General features: G+C 74.2%; 13 protein-coding genes and 1 riboswitch. Of the genes, 4 read left to right on the top strand and 9 right to left on the bottom strand.

The genetic code is table 11. From position 1 onward, the window contains the following. Positions 1-192: 192 nt before the first annotated feature. From ACFVDM_RS03865 to ACFVDM_RS03845, 5 genes are all read right to left on the bottom strand, one after another. Positions 193-1,011: an ECF transporter S component gene (locus ACFVDM_RS03865; protein WP_383632715.1), complete on the bottom strand. Its 819-nt coding sequence runs from the start codon at positions 1,009-1,011 to the stop codon at positions 193-195. Further along, positions 1,008-2,738 carry an ABC transporter ATP-binding protein gene (locus ACFVDM_RS03860; RefSeq protein WP_383632711.1) on the bottom strand — a complete coding sequence of 577 codons (1,731 nt, stop codon included), beginning with the start codon at positions 2,736-2,738 and terminating at the stop codon, positions 1,008-1,010. The genes ACFVDM_RS03865 and ACFVDM_RS03860 overlap by 4 nt, the downstream gene beginning before the upstream one ends. Beyond that, positions 2,735-3,907, bottom strand: coding sequence for an energy-coupling factor transporter transmembrane component T (locus tag ACFVDM_RS03855; protein WP_383632708.1), 1,173 nt, complete (start codon positions 3,905-3,907; stop codon positions 2,735-2,737). The genes ACFVDM_RS03860 and ACFVDM_RS03855 overlap by 4 nt, the downstream gene beginning before the upstream one ends. Then, complete coding sequence (locus ACFVDM_RS03850) at positions 3,904-4,584, bottom strand: SCO2322 family protein (protein WP_383633523.1); 681 nt, start codon at positions 4,582-4,584, stop codon at positions 3,904-3,906. Before ACFVDM_RS03850 ends, ACFVDM_RS03855 begins: the two co-directional genes overlap by 4 nt. Positions 4,585-4,680: 96 nt before the next feature. Continuing rightward, positions 4,681-4,989: an Arc family DNA-binding protein gene (locus tag ACFVDM_RS03845; RefSeq protein WP_383633520.1), complete on the bottom strand. Its 309-nt coding sequence runs from the start codon at positions 4,987-4,989 to the stop codon at positions 4,681-4,683. Here ACFVDM_RS03845 and ACFVDM_RS03840 point away from each other — a divergent pair. Continuing rightward, positions 4,890-6,113 (top strand): RNA-guided endonuclease InsQ/TnpB family protein, encoded by a 1,224-nt coding sequence (locus ACFVDM_RS03840; RefSeq protein WP_383632705.1) that lies wholly within the window; start codon positions 4,890-4,892, stop codon positions 6,111-6,113. The genes ACFVDM_RS03845 and ACFVDM_RS03840 overlap by 100 nt on opposite strands. Before the next feature lie 35 nt (positions 6,114-6,148). Here ACFVDM_RS03840 and ACFVDM_RS03835 read toward each other — a convergent pair whose 3' ends face one another. Beyond that, entirely contained in the window at positions 6,149-7,405 is a 1,257-nt protein-coding gene (locus tag ACFVDM_RS03835; RefSeq protein WP_383632702.1) for a prenyltransferase/squalene oxidase repeat-containing protein, read from the bottom strand. A 129-nt stretch (positions 7,406-7,534) separates the two neighbouring features. Beyond that, positions 7,535-7,628: riboswitch (cobalamin riboswitch) on the bottom strand. 370 nt (positions 7,629-7,998) lie between these two features. Here ACFVDM_RS03835 and ACFVDM_RS03830 point away from each other — a divergent pair. Continuing rightward, positions 7,999-9,024: an NlpC/P60 family protein gene (locus tag ACFVDM_RS03830; RefSeq protein WP_383632700.1), complete on the top strand. Its 1,026-nt coding sequence runs from the start codon at positions 7,999-8,001 to the stop codon at positions 9,022-9,024. Between the two features lie 79 nt (positions 9,025-9,103). On the opposite strand, the gene ACFVDM_RS03825 is transcribed toward ACFVDM_RS03830, so the two are convergent. Then, a complete protein-coding gene (locus ACFVDM_RS03825; RefSeq protein WP_383632697.1) occupies positions 9,104-10,144 on the bottom strand; it encodes an MBL fold metallo-hydrolase in 1,041 nt (346 codons plus the stop codon). A 303-nt stretch (positions 10,145-10,447) separates the two neighbouring features. Between ACFVDM_RS03825 and ACFVDM_RS03820 the strand changes: the two genes are divergently transcribed. Both ACFVDM_RS03820 and ACFVDM_RS03815 read left to right on the top strand, forming a co-directional pair. Next, positions 10,448-11,911, top strand: a complete 1,464-nt coding sequence (locus tag ACFVDM_RS03820; protein ID WP_383632694.1) for an aldehyde dehydrogenase — start codon at positions 10,448-10,450, stop codon at positions 11,909-11,911. Continuing rightward, entirely contained in the window at positions 11,911-12,144 is a 234-nt protein-coding gene (locus tag ACFVDM_RS03815; protein WP_383632691.1) for a ferredoxin, read from the top strand. Before ACFVDM_RS03820 ends, ACFVDM_RS03815 begins: the two co-directional genes overlap by 1 nt. Before the next feature lie 22 nt (positions 12,145-12,166). Here ACFVDM_RS03815 and ACFVDM_RS03810 read toward each other — a convergent pair whose 3' ends face one another. Both ACFVDM_RS03810 and ACFVDM_RS03805 read right to left on the bottom strand, forming a co-directional pair. Beyond that, positions 12,167-13,069 (bottom strand): LysR family transcriptional regulator, encoded by a 903-nt coding sequence (locus ACFVDM_RS03810; RefSeq protein WP_383632688.1) that lies wholly within the window; start codon positions 13,067-13,069, stop codon positions 12,167-12,169. A 130-nt stretch (positions 13,070-13,199) separates the two neighbouring features. After that, a complete protein-coding gene (locus ACFVDM_RS03805) occupies positions 13,200-15,167 on the bottom strand; it encodes a helix-turn-helix domain-containing protein (RefSeq protein ID WP_383632685.1) in 1,968 nt (655 codons plus the stop codon). Positions 15,168-15,188 lie beyond the last annotated feature (21 nt).

Below are 15,188 nucleotides of genomic sequence, written 5' to 3'. Positions count from 1 at the left end.
TGTCCAGTGTTAGCGGCGGCTTTCAACCACCGCAACGACCCCCGTTACGACCCCGCCTCGCACCCCGGACCGAAGGTCCCGAACCACCCCAAAATGCTCCATAGCAGGTCACAGAGGCGGTAAGGGGGGTGTACGACCCCGTTCCGGGTCTCCTAAGCCGCTTCGTACAGGACCAAAGTCCTGTGGGTGCCCTCACTCCGCGGACGGCCCGAATGTGACCTGGGCCTCGAAGGCGGCGCGGCGGGTGGCCCGGCGCAGCGCCTTCAGCAGCGCGGCCCCGACGGTCAGCGTCAGCACCACGGTGAGCACCGCGCGGCCCAGGTCCCAGCCGAGCGAGGTGGCCGCGCAGTACGCCAGGAAGCGGGCCAGGTTCTCGCCCAGCGGGTCACCCGCCCGGAAGGAGACACCCGAACCGAGCCCCGGCACGATCGTCCAGCCGTACAGATTCATGACCGTGCCGTACGCGAACGAGGCCGCCGCCCCGTACGCCGCCAGCATCAGCAGCTCGGCCCGGCCGCGCAGCCGCTCCGCACCCGGCAGCAGCCCGGCGCCCATCGTGAACCAGCCCATCGACAGCATCTGGAACGGCATCCACGGCCCGACCCCGCCGGTCAGCAGCGCCGAGGCGAACATCGTCACCGCCCCGAGCACGAAACCGAACCCCGGCCCCAGCACCCGCCCGCTCAGCACCATCAGGAAGAACATCGGCTCCAGACCGGCCGTCCCGGCCCCCAGCGGACGCAGCGCGGCCCCCACCGCCGCCAGCACCCCCAGCATCGCCACGGCCTTCGCGTCCAGACCGGAGTCCGCGATCATCGCGACCACCACCCCGACCAGCAGCGGCAGCAGCGCGGCGAACAGCCACGGCGCGTCCTCGGAGTGCGCGAGTCCCGAATCCGGCCCGGCCAGCAGCGGCCAGCCGAAGGCCGCCACCCCGATCAGGCTGATCAGCACCAGCGCGGCCACCGCGCGCGGCCCGAGCCGCACCGGCCGCGTCCCCCGCCCGCTCACACCGCACCGCCCAGCGCCGCGCGCACCTGCGCCACCGTGAGCCACCGCTGCGGGGCCAGCACCTTCGAGATCTGCGGGGCGAACGCCGGCGAGGACACCACGACCTCGGCCGTCGGCCCGTCCGCGACGACCTCCCCGTCGGCCAGGATCACCACCCGGTGCGCCAGCTCGGCGGCCAGCTCCACGTCATGGGTCGCCAGCACGATGGCGTGCCCCTCGGCGGCCAGCCCGCGCAGGACCCCCACCAGCCGGGACTTCGCCGCGTAGTCCAGCCCCCGGGTCGGCTCGTCCAGCAACAGCAGAGGCGGCCGGGCGGTCAGCACCAGGGCCAGGGCCAGCGCGAGGCGCTGCCCCTCGGACAGATCACGGGGATGGGTGGCGTCCGCCACGTCCGGCAGCAGCCGCGAGACCAGTGCCCGGCAGCTGCCGGGCTCGGCGCCCGCGTCCGCGTCGGCCGCCGCGCACTCGGCGGCGACCGTGTCCGCGTACAGCAGATCGCGCGGTTCCTGCGGGACGAGACCGACCCGGCGCACCATCTCGGGCGGCGGGGTGCGGTACGGGGCGAGCCCGCCGACAAGCACGGAGCCGGATGTCGGGGCGACCATGCCGACCAGGGCCGAGAGCAGGGTGGACTTGCCCGCGCCGTTGCGTCCCATCAGGGCCACGGTCTCCCCGGGAACCACATCGAGCGTCACCCCGCGCAGTGCCTCGATCCGGCCGCGCCGCACCCCCAGCCGCTCGGTCCGGGCGAGCGCCCCGCCGGTGTCCCGGGGCGCGGGCGCCCCGGACGTCCCCCGGCCCAGCAGCCGGGCCAGGGCCGAGCGCCGGGGCGCGGGGCGCGGCGGGGGCGGGGCGGGAACCCCGGCCGGGGAGCCGGGCGCACCGGTCCCGCCGGACGGCCCCGGCTCGCAACCCGCCAGCCGCTCCCGCAGCCCGGCCGCCCGCCGCCGCGCGTCCCGGACCGACAGCGGCAGCGGCTCCCAGCCGGCCGCCCGGCCCAGCGCCACCACGGGCGGATGCACCGGCGAGAGGGCCATCACCTCGGCGGGCGCGCCCGTCACCGGGGCGGCGCCCGGCGAGGGCAGCAGGACGACCTGGTCCGCGTACTGCACCACCCGCTCCAGCCGGTGCTCCGCCATCAGGACCGTGGTGCCCAGATCGTGGACCAGCCGTTGCAGCACCGCGAGGACCTCCTCGGCCGCCGCCGGGTCCAGCGCGGACGTCGGCTCGTCCAGCACCAGGACCCGGGGGTGCGGGGTGAGGACCGAGCCGATCGCGACGCGCTGCTGCTGGCCGCCGGAGAGGGTGGCGATGGGCCGGTCGCGCAGCCCGGCGAGCCCCAGCAGATCGAGGGTCTCCTCCACCCGGCGGCGCATCACGTCCGGGGCCAGCCCCAGCGACTCCATCCCGTACGCCAGCTCGTCCTCGACCGTGTCGGTGACGAAGTGCGCGAGCGGGTCCTGGCCCACCGTGCCGACCAGATCGGCCAGCTCCCGGGGCTTGTGGGTCCGGGTGTCGCGCCCGGCCACGGTGACCCGCCCGGTCAGCCGGCCGCCGGTGAAGTGCGGGACGAGCCCCGACACCGCGCCCAGCAGGGTCGACTTGCCGACCCCGGACGGCCCGACGAGGAGCACCAGCTCGCCCTCGGGGACGGTCAGGTCGATCCCCGACAGGGTGGGGTGCTCGGCCCCCTCGTACCGCACCGAAACATCGTCGAACCGGATCACAGGGCCACCTCGGAACGTGTGGGGGAGGGCGGCACGGGCGCCACGAACGCCGGCACCAGGCCGATCAGCACGGCGGCGGCCGGCCACAGCGGCAGCACGGGAGCGGTCAGCGGGACGACCCCGGGGCGCAGCGCCGCCGGATCGGCTCCGGCCGCCCAGATCATGGCCACCGCGACCGCCGCCCCCGACCCGACGACCAGCCAGGCCCGCACCCCCCAGCGGTCGGGCCGGTAGCGGGTGCGCACCGAACGCGCCCCGCCCAGCCGCAGCCCGGCCACCGCGGCGAGGAGCCCGGCGGCCAGCAGCGGCGTCCCGTAGACCGCGCCGTCGGCGGCGAGCAGTCCGTAGGTGCCCGCGCACACCCCGAGCAGTCCGCCCAGGGTGAGGACGTTCGTGGTGTGCCGGACGGCGGCGGGGACCCGGGCGGTGCGGCCGTAGCCGCGGGCGTCCATCGAGGCCGCCACGGCCACCGAGCGCTCCAGCGCGCCCTCCAGCACCGGCAGCCCGATCTGGAGGACGGCCCGCACCCCGCCGGTCGGCCGGCCGCGCAGCCGGCGGGCGGTGCGCAGCCGCACCACGTCGGCGACCAGGTTCGGCGCGAAGGTCATCGCGACGACGACCGCGACCCCGGCCTCGTACAGCGCGCCGGGCAGCGACTTCAGCAGCCGGGCCGGGTTGGCGAGCGAGTTCGCCGCGCCGACGCAGATCAGCAGCGCGGCCAGCTTCGCCCCGTCGTACAGCGCGAACACCAGCTGCTCGGCGGTGACCCGGCCGCCGATCCGGACGCCCTTCGCCCAGTCCGGCAGCGGCACCTCGGGCAGCGTGAACACGAGGTGCGTGCCCGGGATCGGCGAGCCGAGGAAGACGGAGAACAGCAGCCGCACCCCGATCACGAAGAGCCCGATCCGGATGAACGCCCCGTACGACCGGGCCCACGGCGCGTCGGTGCGGCGCGCGGCCACGACATAGCCGGCCACGCCGACCAGCAGGCCGAGCAGCAGCGGATTCGTCGTCCGGGACGAGGCGGTGGCCAGGCCCAGCGCCCAGAGCCACCAGGCCCCGGCGGGCAGCGCGTTGCTCCGGCTCGCGGCGGGCGCCCGCCAGGCGGGCAGCCGCACCGGGGGCGCGTCCGGCCCGGCGGCGGGCGCGCCGGTCGTCCGCCCGGTCATCCGCGGCGGCGGCGGGCCTGGGCGACGGCGGCGATGCCGAGGAGCAGGACGGCGCCGATCCCGACGAGCACCCCGGCGGACGGGCCGCCGCCGGAGTCGCCGCCGCCCGCGGAGGCGTTCGCGGTGGCGGGCTCCGGGGCGGGGGCGGACTTCTCGCCGGTGCCGCCGGTGCCGGCGACCTGCTCGCCGCAGCCCGAGGCCGGATAGCCGGTGATCGCGCAGAGCAGGGCGTCGCCGTTGTAGCGCAGCGGTTTGGCGACCGAGGCGAGGGCGTCGGCGGCGCTCGCGTCCCCGGGGACCCGGGCGCACGCGGTCCGCGGGGCGGGCGGGGTCTCGCCGGAGGGGGCGTCGGCGGCGGTGCCGGGGTCGATGACGAGGGCGATCCGCTTGGTGCCGTCCTTCGCGGGCGTGTCCGCGCAGATCGCCGCGAAGTCGGGGGCCCGGCGGGGCGTGGCCGCGTCCTGCGAATCGGCGCTCACGGCGAACCGGAAGCCCGCCACCGCGCCGTCCTCCGGGCGCACCAGCGACGGCCCCTGGGTGGCGTACGCCCACTTCTCGCCGGAGCCCTCCCAGAACGACCAGTAGCGGTAGCCGGCGGCCTGGGCCGTGCCCGTGGCGAGCCCGGCCAGGAGGGTGCCCAGGACCACCAGGAGCGCGGTGGCCCGTGCGGCGCGCATCGAGGGCTTCACGAGTTTCCTCCGACGATGCCCTGACTCACTGGCCGGGGAGGGACCGGACTCCTGCGGAGCGGGGCAGGAAAAGTCGAATCGCCGTCAGGGCGATTCGGCATCCGCCATCGCGGCGTCGCGCTCGACCTCCAGGCGGTGGACGATCTCGGAGTTGAGGGACCGGCGGGCGGACTTGGCCTGAGCGGCCAGCCACTCGTGCAGGTCGGCGGGCAGGCGGAGTGTGATGCGCTTGTCTTCATCCATGACCCTAGAATAGTGGCGCGTCGACGCCTTCCAGCCACTAGAATGACACCATGGCGACGCGACAGGAAGCGGGTGAGGAGTCCGGGCGCGCCCGGTACACCTACCGGCTTCGCGTGTCGTCGACCGCCCTGGTCGGACTCGACGCCGAATGGGCGCGCTGCCGGTGGATCTGGAACGAATGCGTGGCCGTGTCCCGCAGGATTCACGGCCTGAACAAGGGCGCCACGGAGACGTCGACGTGCGGCCCCGCGCAGCTCGACAAGATGCTGACCGGGGCCCGCACCACCATGGGATGGCTGCGCGCAGGCTCCTCGGTGCCGCAGCAGCAGACCATCCGCGACTTCGGCAGGTCCCGTGCCAAGGCCCTGAAGGACATCAAGGCGGGGCTGCCGATGCGTCGGCGTGCCGGGATGCCCCGCATCAAGCGCAAGTGCGACGCGCGGCCCTCGATGAACTACACCCGGCGCGGCTTCCGGCTCAAGGACGGACGCCTGCACCTCGCGGGCGGTATCGCCCTGACCGTGGTGTGGTCCCGTGACCTGCCCGTCGACCCCACGTCGGTCCGGGTGTACCGGGACAGCCTCGGCCACTGGTATGCCTCGTTCGTCGTGGGGACAGCCGCAGAGCCGCTGCCGGCGACGGGCCGTGCGATCGGTATCGACTGGGGCGTCAAGGAAACCGCGACCACCACCTCGGACGCGCACGACCTTCCCCACCCCCAGCACGGCAAGAGCGCCGCCGCGAAGCTGGCCCGGTACCAGAAGCAGATGGCGAGGCGGAAGCCCGGACGCGGGAAGGCCGCGTCGAAGGGCTACCGTGCGGCGTCCCGCGCGGCGGCCAAGGTCCACAAAAAGGTTGCCCGCCAGCGACAGGACGCCACGCGCAAGTGGGCCAAAAGGGTCGTGCGCGACTTCGACCAGCTCGCCGTCGAGGACTTCAAGCCGAAATTCCTCGCGAAGTCGACGATGGCCCGCAAGGCCGCCGATGCGGCGATCGGCGCGACCAGGACCGCGCTGATCGAGATGGCCCGCAAGCACGGCCGCACTGTGCACCTGGTGCACCCGGCCCACACCACGATGGACTGCGCACAGTGCGGTGCGAGAACCAAGCACGCACTTCCCCTCTCTGAACGAACGTACGCGTGCACCGCGTGCGGAGCCGTGTCCCCCCGGGACAAGAACTCCGCCCACGTGATGCTCGTCCGGGCAGGTCTCAACCCGGCTGGTGCTGACGGCGGAAGCCCTCCGGGAGCGCTGCTTCCGGAGGCGGCCTGAGCCAGGAATCCCCCTGCTTCGGCAGGGGGAGGATGTCAAAGCTGCTGGTTCTTGCGGCGGCCGCTGATCAGGAAGCCGGCGCCGGCGCCGACCGCGAGGCCGATCCCGACGAACCACCAGACGCCGCCGATGCCGTCGCCGTCGCCGCTGTCCTTCTTCTCCTCGTCCTTGGAGGCGGAGGACCGGGGCTGCTTGACGGCGGCCGGCTCGGGGCCGGTCGCGTTGAGCTGGGCGACGAGGTCGGCGCCGCCGAAGTCGTGGACGTCGGAGCCGGTGGCGTGGGCGGCCATGACGAGCTGGGCGTAGGCGGCGGGGCCGTTCTCCTTCGCCCAGGCGGCGGAGTTGGCCTTCAGCCACTTCAGGGCGGGCGCGGCCTTGTCCTTGTGCCCGGACGCGGAGAGCGCGACGACCGCGTCGGCCGTGTTGCCGTAGTCGGGCTGCGGGGCGCTGTCCTCGGCGCCGGGCATCGGCGGGGCGTTCAGATGACCGGTCTTCGCGAGCGCCCCGGCCAGGTAGAACGCGCCGTTCTGGGCGGCCTGCTCGGGCTCGGTCACGGCCCCCGCGGTGCAGGTGGGCTCCTTCGCCGCGGCGTTGTTGCCGACGACGAGCCCCTTGCCGAGCGAGCCGAGCACGGCGGCGGCGGTGGCGTCGCCGTTGGCGACGAGCTTGCCGGCCTTGTCGGGCTGGTAGGCGAACGCGCCGCCGTCCTCGCCGCCGCACGGGACGGCCAGGGTCAGCAGGGCGTCGTACGGCGTCTTCCCGCCGTGCGTCGTCACATCGCCGAGCTTCTCCCCGGCGCGGGCGAGGGCGCCGATCACGATCGAGGTCGAGTTCGCGTCGCTGGGGCTGCCGGCCGTGTAGCCCCAGCCGCCGTCCTCGTTCTGCACCGACTTCAGCCAGGCGGCCCCGTGGTGCACCGCGTCCTCGTGCCCGCGCACCTCGTGCAGCGCCTGCACGGCGGCGGCCGTGGCGTTGGTGTCGATCGGTGTCTTGGCGTCGCAGGGCACGGAGGTGTCCGCCCGGTACGCGGGGAAGGCGCCGCTGTCGCACTGCTGGCCGAGCAGCCAGTCGACGGCCTTCCCGGCGGGCGTGACTCCCACGGCCCGCTGCGAGGCGAAGGCCAGGGACTGCCGCCAGACACCGTCGTACGTCGGGTCCTTGGTGCCGTAGAGACCCGAGGGCAGCGCGGCGGAGGGCGAGGGGGACGGCGCGGCGACGGCGGCCGGGGCCGCGGCCACGCAGAGCACGGTGGCGGTGGCGGCGAGCGCGGCAGCGCTGCGGCGAACGGTCATGGCGGGCGGGACCTCTCCTGGAGGAACCGGGCACGGGCGCGCACAGGCACCGGGGCTCCGGCTCCGTATACCTCGACGGTGCCGGCCACCGGGGGTTCCCGACGGCACGAGCCGGTCACGACACGGGCAGGGCATTCCGACTCCCGCCCCGGGAGGCGGTCACGGCTGCGGGTCAGCGCCGGATTCGCACCGGCTTCCCCCTGAACGGGCATGATGACGACCGGGCCACTCTACCGGGCGGGTGCCGGCTCCCCGGCGGGCGGAGGCGTGACGGTGGCCACGCGCGGACGGCGCGTACGGGCCCGGGGGAGGGGCACCGGGCGCGCGCCCCGTTCGGGGACGGACCGTCAGACGGCCGCTACGCGCGGTGTGGTGTGCGCGGATTTCATGACCGTTCCGCAGAGTTTTTGCCGCTGGGGGTTTGAAGTCATCACAGGAAGGTCACTATGGTCGGGCTTCGAACCTTCGCACGATTGATCACCCACCCGGGGTGGCGCGAAGACCCGCCGAGTCCGTGGTGTGCACGGAGCCGGGGATCCGTCCCCCTATGAGTGTTCCCGGCAGGCGGCCGGAGGAAGAAGGAGCTCGCCTTCGTGGCGTCCCACCGTCGTCCCAAGCAGCCGAGCCGCGCTCGTGTGACCGTGCTCACCGCCACTGCCGCCGCCGCGGTGGCCCTCACCTCCCAGGCCGCCCACGCCGACCCCAAGCCGACCAAGGGCGAGGTCAAGGCGAAGGTCGACAAGCTCTACCACGAGGCGGAGGAGGCCACCGAGCAGTACAGCCTCGCCAAGGAGAAGCAGGACAAGCTCCAGAAGCAGATCGACGCCATCCAGGACAAGGTGGCGCGCGGTCAGCAGGAGCTGAACGGGATGCGGGCCGGGCTCGGCATGCTCGCCGCCGCGCAGTACCGCTCCGGGGGCCTCGACCCCTCCGTGCAGCTCTTCCTCTCCTCGGACCCGGACAGCTTCCTCGACCAGGCCTCGGCCCTGGACCAGCTGACGGCCAAGCAGGCCCAGTCGCTGACGAAGATCCAGGAGAAGCAGCGGGCCCTCGCGCAGGAGCGCAAGGAGGCCCAGGACAAGCTGAGCAATCTCGCCCAGGTCCGCAAGACCCTCGGCGAGAAGAAGAAGACGCAGCAGACCAAGCTCGCCGCGGCCCGCCAGCTGCTCAACACCCTCACCCAGGCCGAGCGCGACCAGCTCCGCGCCGACGACCAGCGCGCCAGCCGCGACGCCGGCGAGCGGGTCCAGCTGGGCAACGAGGCCCCCGCCTCCGGCCTCGGCGCCGCCGCGCTCAACGCCGCCAAGAGCCGGATCGGTCTGCCGTACGCCCCCGGCCAGGCCGGTCCCGGCTCCTTCGACTGCTCGGGTCTGACCATGTGGGCGTACGCCCAGGCCGGTGCCAACATCACCCGCACCACGTACACCCAGATCAACCAGGGCACCCGGATCGGCCAGAGCCAGCTCAAGCCGGGCGACCTCGTCTTCTTCAACGGCAACTCGCACGTCGGCCTCTACGCGGGCAACGGCACCGTGCTGCACGCCCCGTACTCGGGCGCCTATGTGCGCTACGAGTCCATGAGCACCATCGGCAGCTTCTACGGCGCCGTGCGCATCTGAGCCCGACCGCGGTCCGCGCACCGCGACGACGGTGGGCCCGCCGGGAACTCCCGGCGGGCCCACCGTCGTCCGTACGGCGTCACACCGCCACGTACGCCACCGGCCCGCTGCCCGCCACCGCCTCCGCGCGCCCCAGCTTCACCAGCCGCCGCAGATGGGCCTCGGCCTCGGAGACCGCGATGTTCCGCGAACCGTAGGGGATCTGCTCCCAGGGGCGGTTCCACTCCATGCGCTCGGCCAGCTGCCACGGGGTGAGCGGCTCGGCGAGCAGGGCGAGGAGCCCGGTCAGCCGCTCCTCGTGGTGGCCGAGCAGTTCGCGCACCCGCCCGGCCGCGTCCGTGAAGGCGTACTGGTGGGCCGGCAGCACCTCCGCCACCCCGAGCCGCCCGATCCGCTCCAGCGAGTCCAGGTAGTCGCCCAGTGGATCCGTCTCCGTCGCGTCGTCCGGGTCCTCGTACAGGCCGACGTGCGGGCTGATCCCCGGCAGCAGGTGGTCCCCGGAGAACAGCCGCCCCCGGCCCGGCAGTCCGGCCGGGTGCTCCTCCTCCAGGTGCAGGCAGACATGGCCCGGGGTGTGGCCGGGGGTCCAGACGGCGCGGAGGCTGCGCCCCGCCAGGTCGAGCAGCTCGCCCGGCACGATCTCCCGGTCCGGGACGGCGGCGCCCAGCCCCGGCAGGGTGCGCATCCGGCCGCCCTGCTCCCGGGCCGCCAGCAGTGGGGCGACATGGTCGTCGGGCGCGCCCACGGCCGTGAGCTTGGCCGCCAGGTAGGCGAGCCAGGTGCCCGGTTCGGAGGCGCGGGTGCGGCGGACGATCGCGGTGTCCGCGGCGTGCATCGCGATCCACGCCCCGGAGGCCTCGCGGACCTGCCCGGACAGGCCGTGGTGGTCGGGGTGGTGGTGGGTGATGACCACCCCGTGGATGTCGGAGACGTCCGTGCCCAGCGAGGCGAGCCCCGCCGTGAGGGTGTCCCAGGCCGTCGGATCGTCCCAGCCGGTGTCGATCAGGACCGGGCCCCGGTCCGTGTCGAGGAGGTGGACCAGGGTGTGTCCGAGTGGATTGTCCGGGATGGGGACCTTGATGCTGTGGACGCCGCCACCGTGGTTGATCACCTGCGTCATGACTCCCCATCTCGTCGAGGCCGCGGCGACGTGCGGAGTTTCGGCCGCGGCGCACCGCGTCCACTGTAACGAGAACTTGTTTCAGTGGTAGCCCCGGTCGACTATTCATTCCCGGGCCTGCCCTCCGCGGTCCGTCCGTTCGGGGCCCGTCCGTCCGTTCATGGTCCCTCCTTCCGGCGCGGACGGGAGTCGTCCCGCCCGTGGACTCCTGTAACTGGAACTGGTATCAGTTCTGACACGGAGTCAGATCAGGGGGTGCGCGCCAGCAGGGCGCCCCAGGCCGCGGCGCGGGAGGCAGCAGCCATGAGCGAGCTTGTCGAACACGGAAAACTGTTCATCGGCGGGGCGTTGGTCGATCCGCTCGGGCGGGACGTCATCGAGGTCGTCTCCCCGCACACCGAGCAGGTCATCGGACGGGTGCCGCACGCCTCCGAGGGCGATGTGGACCGGGCCGTCGCCGCCGCCCGGCAGGCCTTCGACCACGGTCCCTGGTCCCGGACGACGCTCGACGAGCGGATCGCCGTCGTGACCAGGATCAAGGACGCCTTCGCGGTGCGGTACGAGGAGATCGCCCGCGTCATCAGCTCGGAGAACGGCACCCCCTACACCTCCAGCGTCATGGTCCAGGCCCTGGCCGCCATGATGGTCTGGGACGCCGCCCTCACCGTCGCCCGCACCTTCCCGTACGAGGAGCGCCGCGACGGGGCGCTCGGGCCGCTGCTGGTGCGACGGGAGCCCGTCGGCGTCGTCGCGGCCGTCGTGCCCTGGAACGTCCCCCAGTTCACCGCCGCCGCCAAACTCGCCCCCGCCCTGCTCGCCGGCTGCTCGGCGATCCTGAAGGTGTCGCCCGAATCGCCGCTGGACGCCTACATCCTGGCCGAGATCGCCGCCGAGGCCGGGCTGCCCGAAGGGGTGCTGTCGATCCTGCCCGCCGACCGCGAGGTCAGCGAGTACCTCGTCGCCCACCCCGGCGTCGACAAGGTCTCCTTCACCGGATCCGTCGCCGCCGGCCGGCGCGTCATGGAGGTCGCCTCGCGCCACCTCACCCGCGTCACCCTGGAACTCGGCGGCAAGTCCGCCGCCGTGATCCTCCCCGACGCGGATCTGGACGCCGCCGTCGCCGGGATCGTGCCCTTCGCCTGGATGATCAACGGCCAGGCCTGTGTGGCCCAGACCCGCATCCTCGTCCCCCGCTCCCGCTACGAGGAGACCGCCGAGGCCTTCGCCGCGGCGGCCGGCGCGCTCAAGGTCGGCGACCCGCTCGACCCGGCCACCGAACTCGGCCCGCTCGTCGCCCGCCGCCAGCAGCAGCGCTCCCTCGACTACATCCGGATCGGCCAGGAGGAGGGCGCCAAGATCCTCACCGGCGGCGGCCGCCCGGCCTCCCAGGAACGCGGCTGGTACGTCGAACCCACGCTCTTCGGCGACGTCGACAACGCCATGCGCATCGCCCGCGAGGAGATCTTCGGCCCGGTCATCTGCCTGCTGCCGTACGGCGACGAGGACGAGGCCGTGAGGATCGCCAACGACTCCGACTACGGGCTCAGCGGCAGCGTCTGGACCGCCGACACCGAGCACGGCATCGACATCGCCCGCCGGGTCAGGACGGGTACGTACAGCGTGAACACCTTCAGCCTCGACATGCTCGGCCCGTTCGGCGGCTACAAGAACTCCGGCCTCGGCCGGGAGTTCGGACCCGAGGGGTACGGGGAGTACTTCGAGCACAAGATGATCCATCTGCCCGCCGGCTACGGGAGCGAGGCCTGATGGGCGACCGCTGGAGCGTCGAGGTCGACCGGGGCGTCTGCATCGGCTCCGGCATGTGCGTCAACCACGCCCCGGACGGCTTCCGGCTGGACACCGCGCGCCAGTCGCACCCCGTCGATCCCGAGACCGACGCCAACGAACGGGTCCTCGCCGCAGCCGAGGGCTGCCCGGTCGAGGCGATCACCCTCACCCTGGCCGACTCCGGCGAGGTGGTCTTCCCGCCCGAGGACTGACGGACGGCGGCCGGGCCGGCGTTCACGCGGTCCCGGCCGCCTCCGCCTCCCGCTGCTCCTCGGCCGCCCCGGCCAGCGCACGGGCCAGCGGCGGCACCCGGTCCGTCCGCCAGACCAGGCCCCACTGGACCGGCGGGGCGTCGTGCACCGGCAGATAGACGATGCCGTCGAGGGCGTGGTAGCGCCGCCCCTCGTCCGGGACCGTGCAGACCGCCTCGCCCGTCGCCACCAGCGCCAGCACCTCGTAGAACGTGGTCACCTCCGGGCCCCTGGGCACCGGGCGCCCGGACGGGGTGCGCTCGGGCAGCACCGCCGCCTCCCAGTACGCCGGAACGCTGTTGCCGACGCGCGGCACCGGGTACTCGGCCAGCACCTCCAGGCTCACCGACTCCCGCCCGGCCAGCGGATGGTGGGCGGACACCATCAGCCGGAGCGGCTCCTCGCGCAGCAGCGCCCCCACCGTCAGATCCGGTTCGCGCACCGGGAGCCAGGTGGTCACCACATCGACCTCGCCCGCCCGCAGCGCGGTGAACGGATCGCTGAAGAAGACCTCGCGGAACCGGAGTTCGGCCGAGGGATACCGGGCGCGGAACCGGTTCAGCGCGGGCACCAGCTCATGCGTCTGCGCCCCCATGACCCCCAGCGTCAGCGTTCCCACCGACACCCGGGCGAAGGCCGTCGCCTCCGTGACCGCGTCCTGGATCCCCTCGTACGCCGGACGCAGCCGCCGCTGCAACAGCTCGCCGACCGGGGTGAGCCGCACCTGCCGGCTGGTGCGCTCGAACAGCCGGGCGCCGATGAGCCGTTCCTGCTTCTTGATCGCCTGACTCACCCGGGCCGTGCTCACGTGCAGCCGCTCGGCGCTGCGGCCGAAATGCAGCTCCCGGGCGACCGTCAGGAAGATCTCGATGTCCCGGAGTTCCATCCGGCCCCGCCCCCGTCGTCCACCACCGTCTGGTCCGAGCGGATTCTAGGGCGTGTCCGGAAAGCGGCGCCGTCCGCCCGTCGCCGAGCAGGCGGGACCCTCGGACACGCCCCAGGCCGTGCCGCGCGGTTCACGGCCGGGCCCCCGACAGCAGGTGCAGCCGCAGCGCGAGCTGGAGCTCCAGCGCCCGGTCCGGCTCGTTCCAGTCGCGGCCCAGCAGCACCTGGATCCGGTCCAGCCGCTGGACCACCGTGTTCACATGCACATGCAGTTCGTCCTTGGCCCGGATCAGACTGCCGCCCGCGCCGAAGTACGCGCCCAGGGTCCGCACCAGATGCGTGCCGCGCTGCGCGTCGTACTCCAGCAGCGGACCCAGCGTCGCCGCCACGAAACCGGCCACGTCCTGCCCGTTGCCCAGCACCACACCCAGGAAGCCCAGCTCGTCCACACAGGCGCCCTCGCCGGTCCGCCCCAGCACCCGCATCGCCCGCAGACAGCGCGCCGCCTCCCCGTACGCCGCGGCCAGCTCCCGGGCGCCGCGCGCCGGACCCGCCGCCGCCACGGTCACCGGTCCCTGCGTCAGCTGGCCGAGCTGCGCCGCCGCCGCACGGGCCGCCGGGCCCGCGGCCGCCGCCCCGCCCTCGATCAGCAGCACCACCGTCCCGGCGTGCTCGGCGCTCACGCCCCGGATGTCGGACCCGAAGAGATAGCGCAGGGCCGCCGGAGCCAGCCGCTCCCGCGCCCCGGCCTCCGCCACCAGCAGCAGATGCGGGCGGTCCAGATCGATGCCCAGGCGCCGCCCCCGCTCGGCCAGCCCCGACGGATCGCGGTCCGGATCGCTCAGGAGGTCCGCGATCAGCTCGCCCCGGATCCGGTTCTCCGTCTCGGCCACCGTCCGCCGCAGCAGCAACAGCAGCCCCGTGACCACCGCCGAGCGCTCGAACAGCCGCCGGTCGGAGTCGTCCAGCCGCCGCCCCCGGTGCAGCACCAGACCGGCCAGCAGCTCCTGCCCGGCCAGCACCGCGCAGACCACCCGCCCGTCGCGGTGCACGGCCCGCGCCCCCGTACGCGACTCCTCGGCCGCCTCCGCCAGCCAGCCGGCGTCCATGCTGTCGGCCGCGAAGTCCGTCCCGTCCGGGCGCACCGCGGCCAGCGGCCGGCCCGCCGGATCGTGGATGGTCAGCGGGGAGTCCAGCAGCCCGGCGACGGCCGTCGCCACGTCCTTCACGTCCCGGCCGCGCAGCACCAGATCGGTGAGCCGGTCGTGCGACTCCTCGGCCCGCCGCATCGCCGCCGAATGCGCCCGCACCGAGGCATTGGCCTCGGCCAGCTCCGCGTTGGCCTCCGCGAGACCGGCCAGCGCCGCCGTGGTGTCGGCGAGCGCGCGGGCCGTGTCGATGGCGATCGCGGCGTGCGCGGCCAGCGAGCACAGCAGCGCCACCTCGTCCGGACCGAAGACCCGGGGCGCCCGGTCCGCCGCGAAGAGCACCCCGATCACCTTGCCGGTCCCGCCCCGGCTGGAGCCCAGCAGCAGCGGCACGCCCAGGATGGCGACCAGCCCCTCGTCCAGCACCCCGGCGTTGATGTTGCGGGTGTGGCGGAAGCGGTCGTCGGTGCGGTAGTCGGGGGTCGCGTACGGGCTCGCGGTCTGCGCCACCAGACCGCCCAGCCCCTCGCCCAGCTCCAGCCGCAGCCGCTGGAACAGCACCGAGACCGATCCGTCGGTCACCCGCATGTAGGTGTCCCCGGCCTCCTCGTCCGGGAGCGTGAGGTACGCGGTGTCCGTGCCCAGCAGCATCCTGGCCCGCCGCACGATCGCCTTCAGCACGTCGTCCAGCTCCCGGGAGGCCGCCAGATCGCCCGCCGTCTCGAAGAGCGCGGTGAGCTGGAGCTCACGGCGACGGTGCTGCCGCAGCGCGCCCCGGATCCGCAGCGCCGTCGCCGTCGCCCGCTCCACCTCCGCCAGTTCACCGGCGGCCACCCCGTCCTCGCGCGCCCCCGAGACGACCGCCCCCAGCTCCTCGGCGGGGGCGTCGTCGGCCAGCAGGTCGAACAGGCGCCGCAGATGCGCGGCGGCGGAGGGGAGCGGTTCGGTCATGGTGTCCGGGGTTCCTCGGGG

The organism is Streptomyces sp. NPDC057682, from assembly GCF_042799575.1.
Taxonomy (GTDB): domain Bacteria; phylum Actinomycetota; class Actinomycetes; order Streptomycetales; family Streptomycetaceae; genus Streptomyces.
Note: the sequence above shows the minus strand (reverse complement) of the source record. Positions and strands in the feature narration are given on the sequence as shown.

Bases quoted from the DNA above. Each gene is read 5' to 3' on its own strand.
- ACFVDM_RS03840 (WP_383632705.1), top strand. From the start codon at position 4,890: ATGGCGACGCGACAGGAAGCGGGTGAGGAGTCCGGGCGCGCCCGGTAC.
- ACFVDM_RS03815 (WP_383632691.1), top strand. From the start codon at position 11,911: ATGGGCGACCGCTGGAGCGTCGAGGTCGACCGGGGCGTCTGCATCGGC.
- ACFVDM_RS03825 (WP_383632697.1), bottom strand. From the start codon at position 10,144: ATGACGCAGGTGATCAACCACGGTGGCGGCGTCCACAGCATCAAGGTC.
- ACFVDM_RS03850 (WP_383633523.1), bottom strand. From the start codon at position 4,584: ATGCGCGCCGCACGGGCCACCGCGCTCCTGGTGGTCCTGGGCACCCTC.
- ACFVDM_RS03805 (WP_383632685.1), bottom strand. From the start codon at position 15,167: ATGACCGAACCGCTCCCCTCCGCCGCCGCGCATCTGCGGCGCCTGTTC.
- ACFVDM_RS03835 (WP_383632702.1), bottom strand. From the start codon at position 7,405: ATGACCGTTCGCCGCAGCGCTGCCGCGCTCGCCGCCACCGCCACCGTG.
- ACFVDM_RS03820 (WP_383632694.1), top strand. From the start codon at position 10,448: ATGAGCGAGCTTGTCGAACACGGAAAACTGTTCATCGGCGGGGCGTTG.
- ACFVDM_RS03810 (WP_383632688.1), bottom strand. From the start codon at position 13,069: ATGGAACTCCGGGACATCGAGATCTTCCTGACGGTCGCCCGGGAGCTG.
- ACFVDM_RS03855 (WP_383632708.1), bottom strand. From the start codon at position 3,907: ATGACCGGGCGGACGACCGGCGCGCCCGCCGCCGGGCCGGACGCGCCC.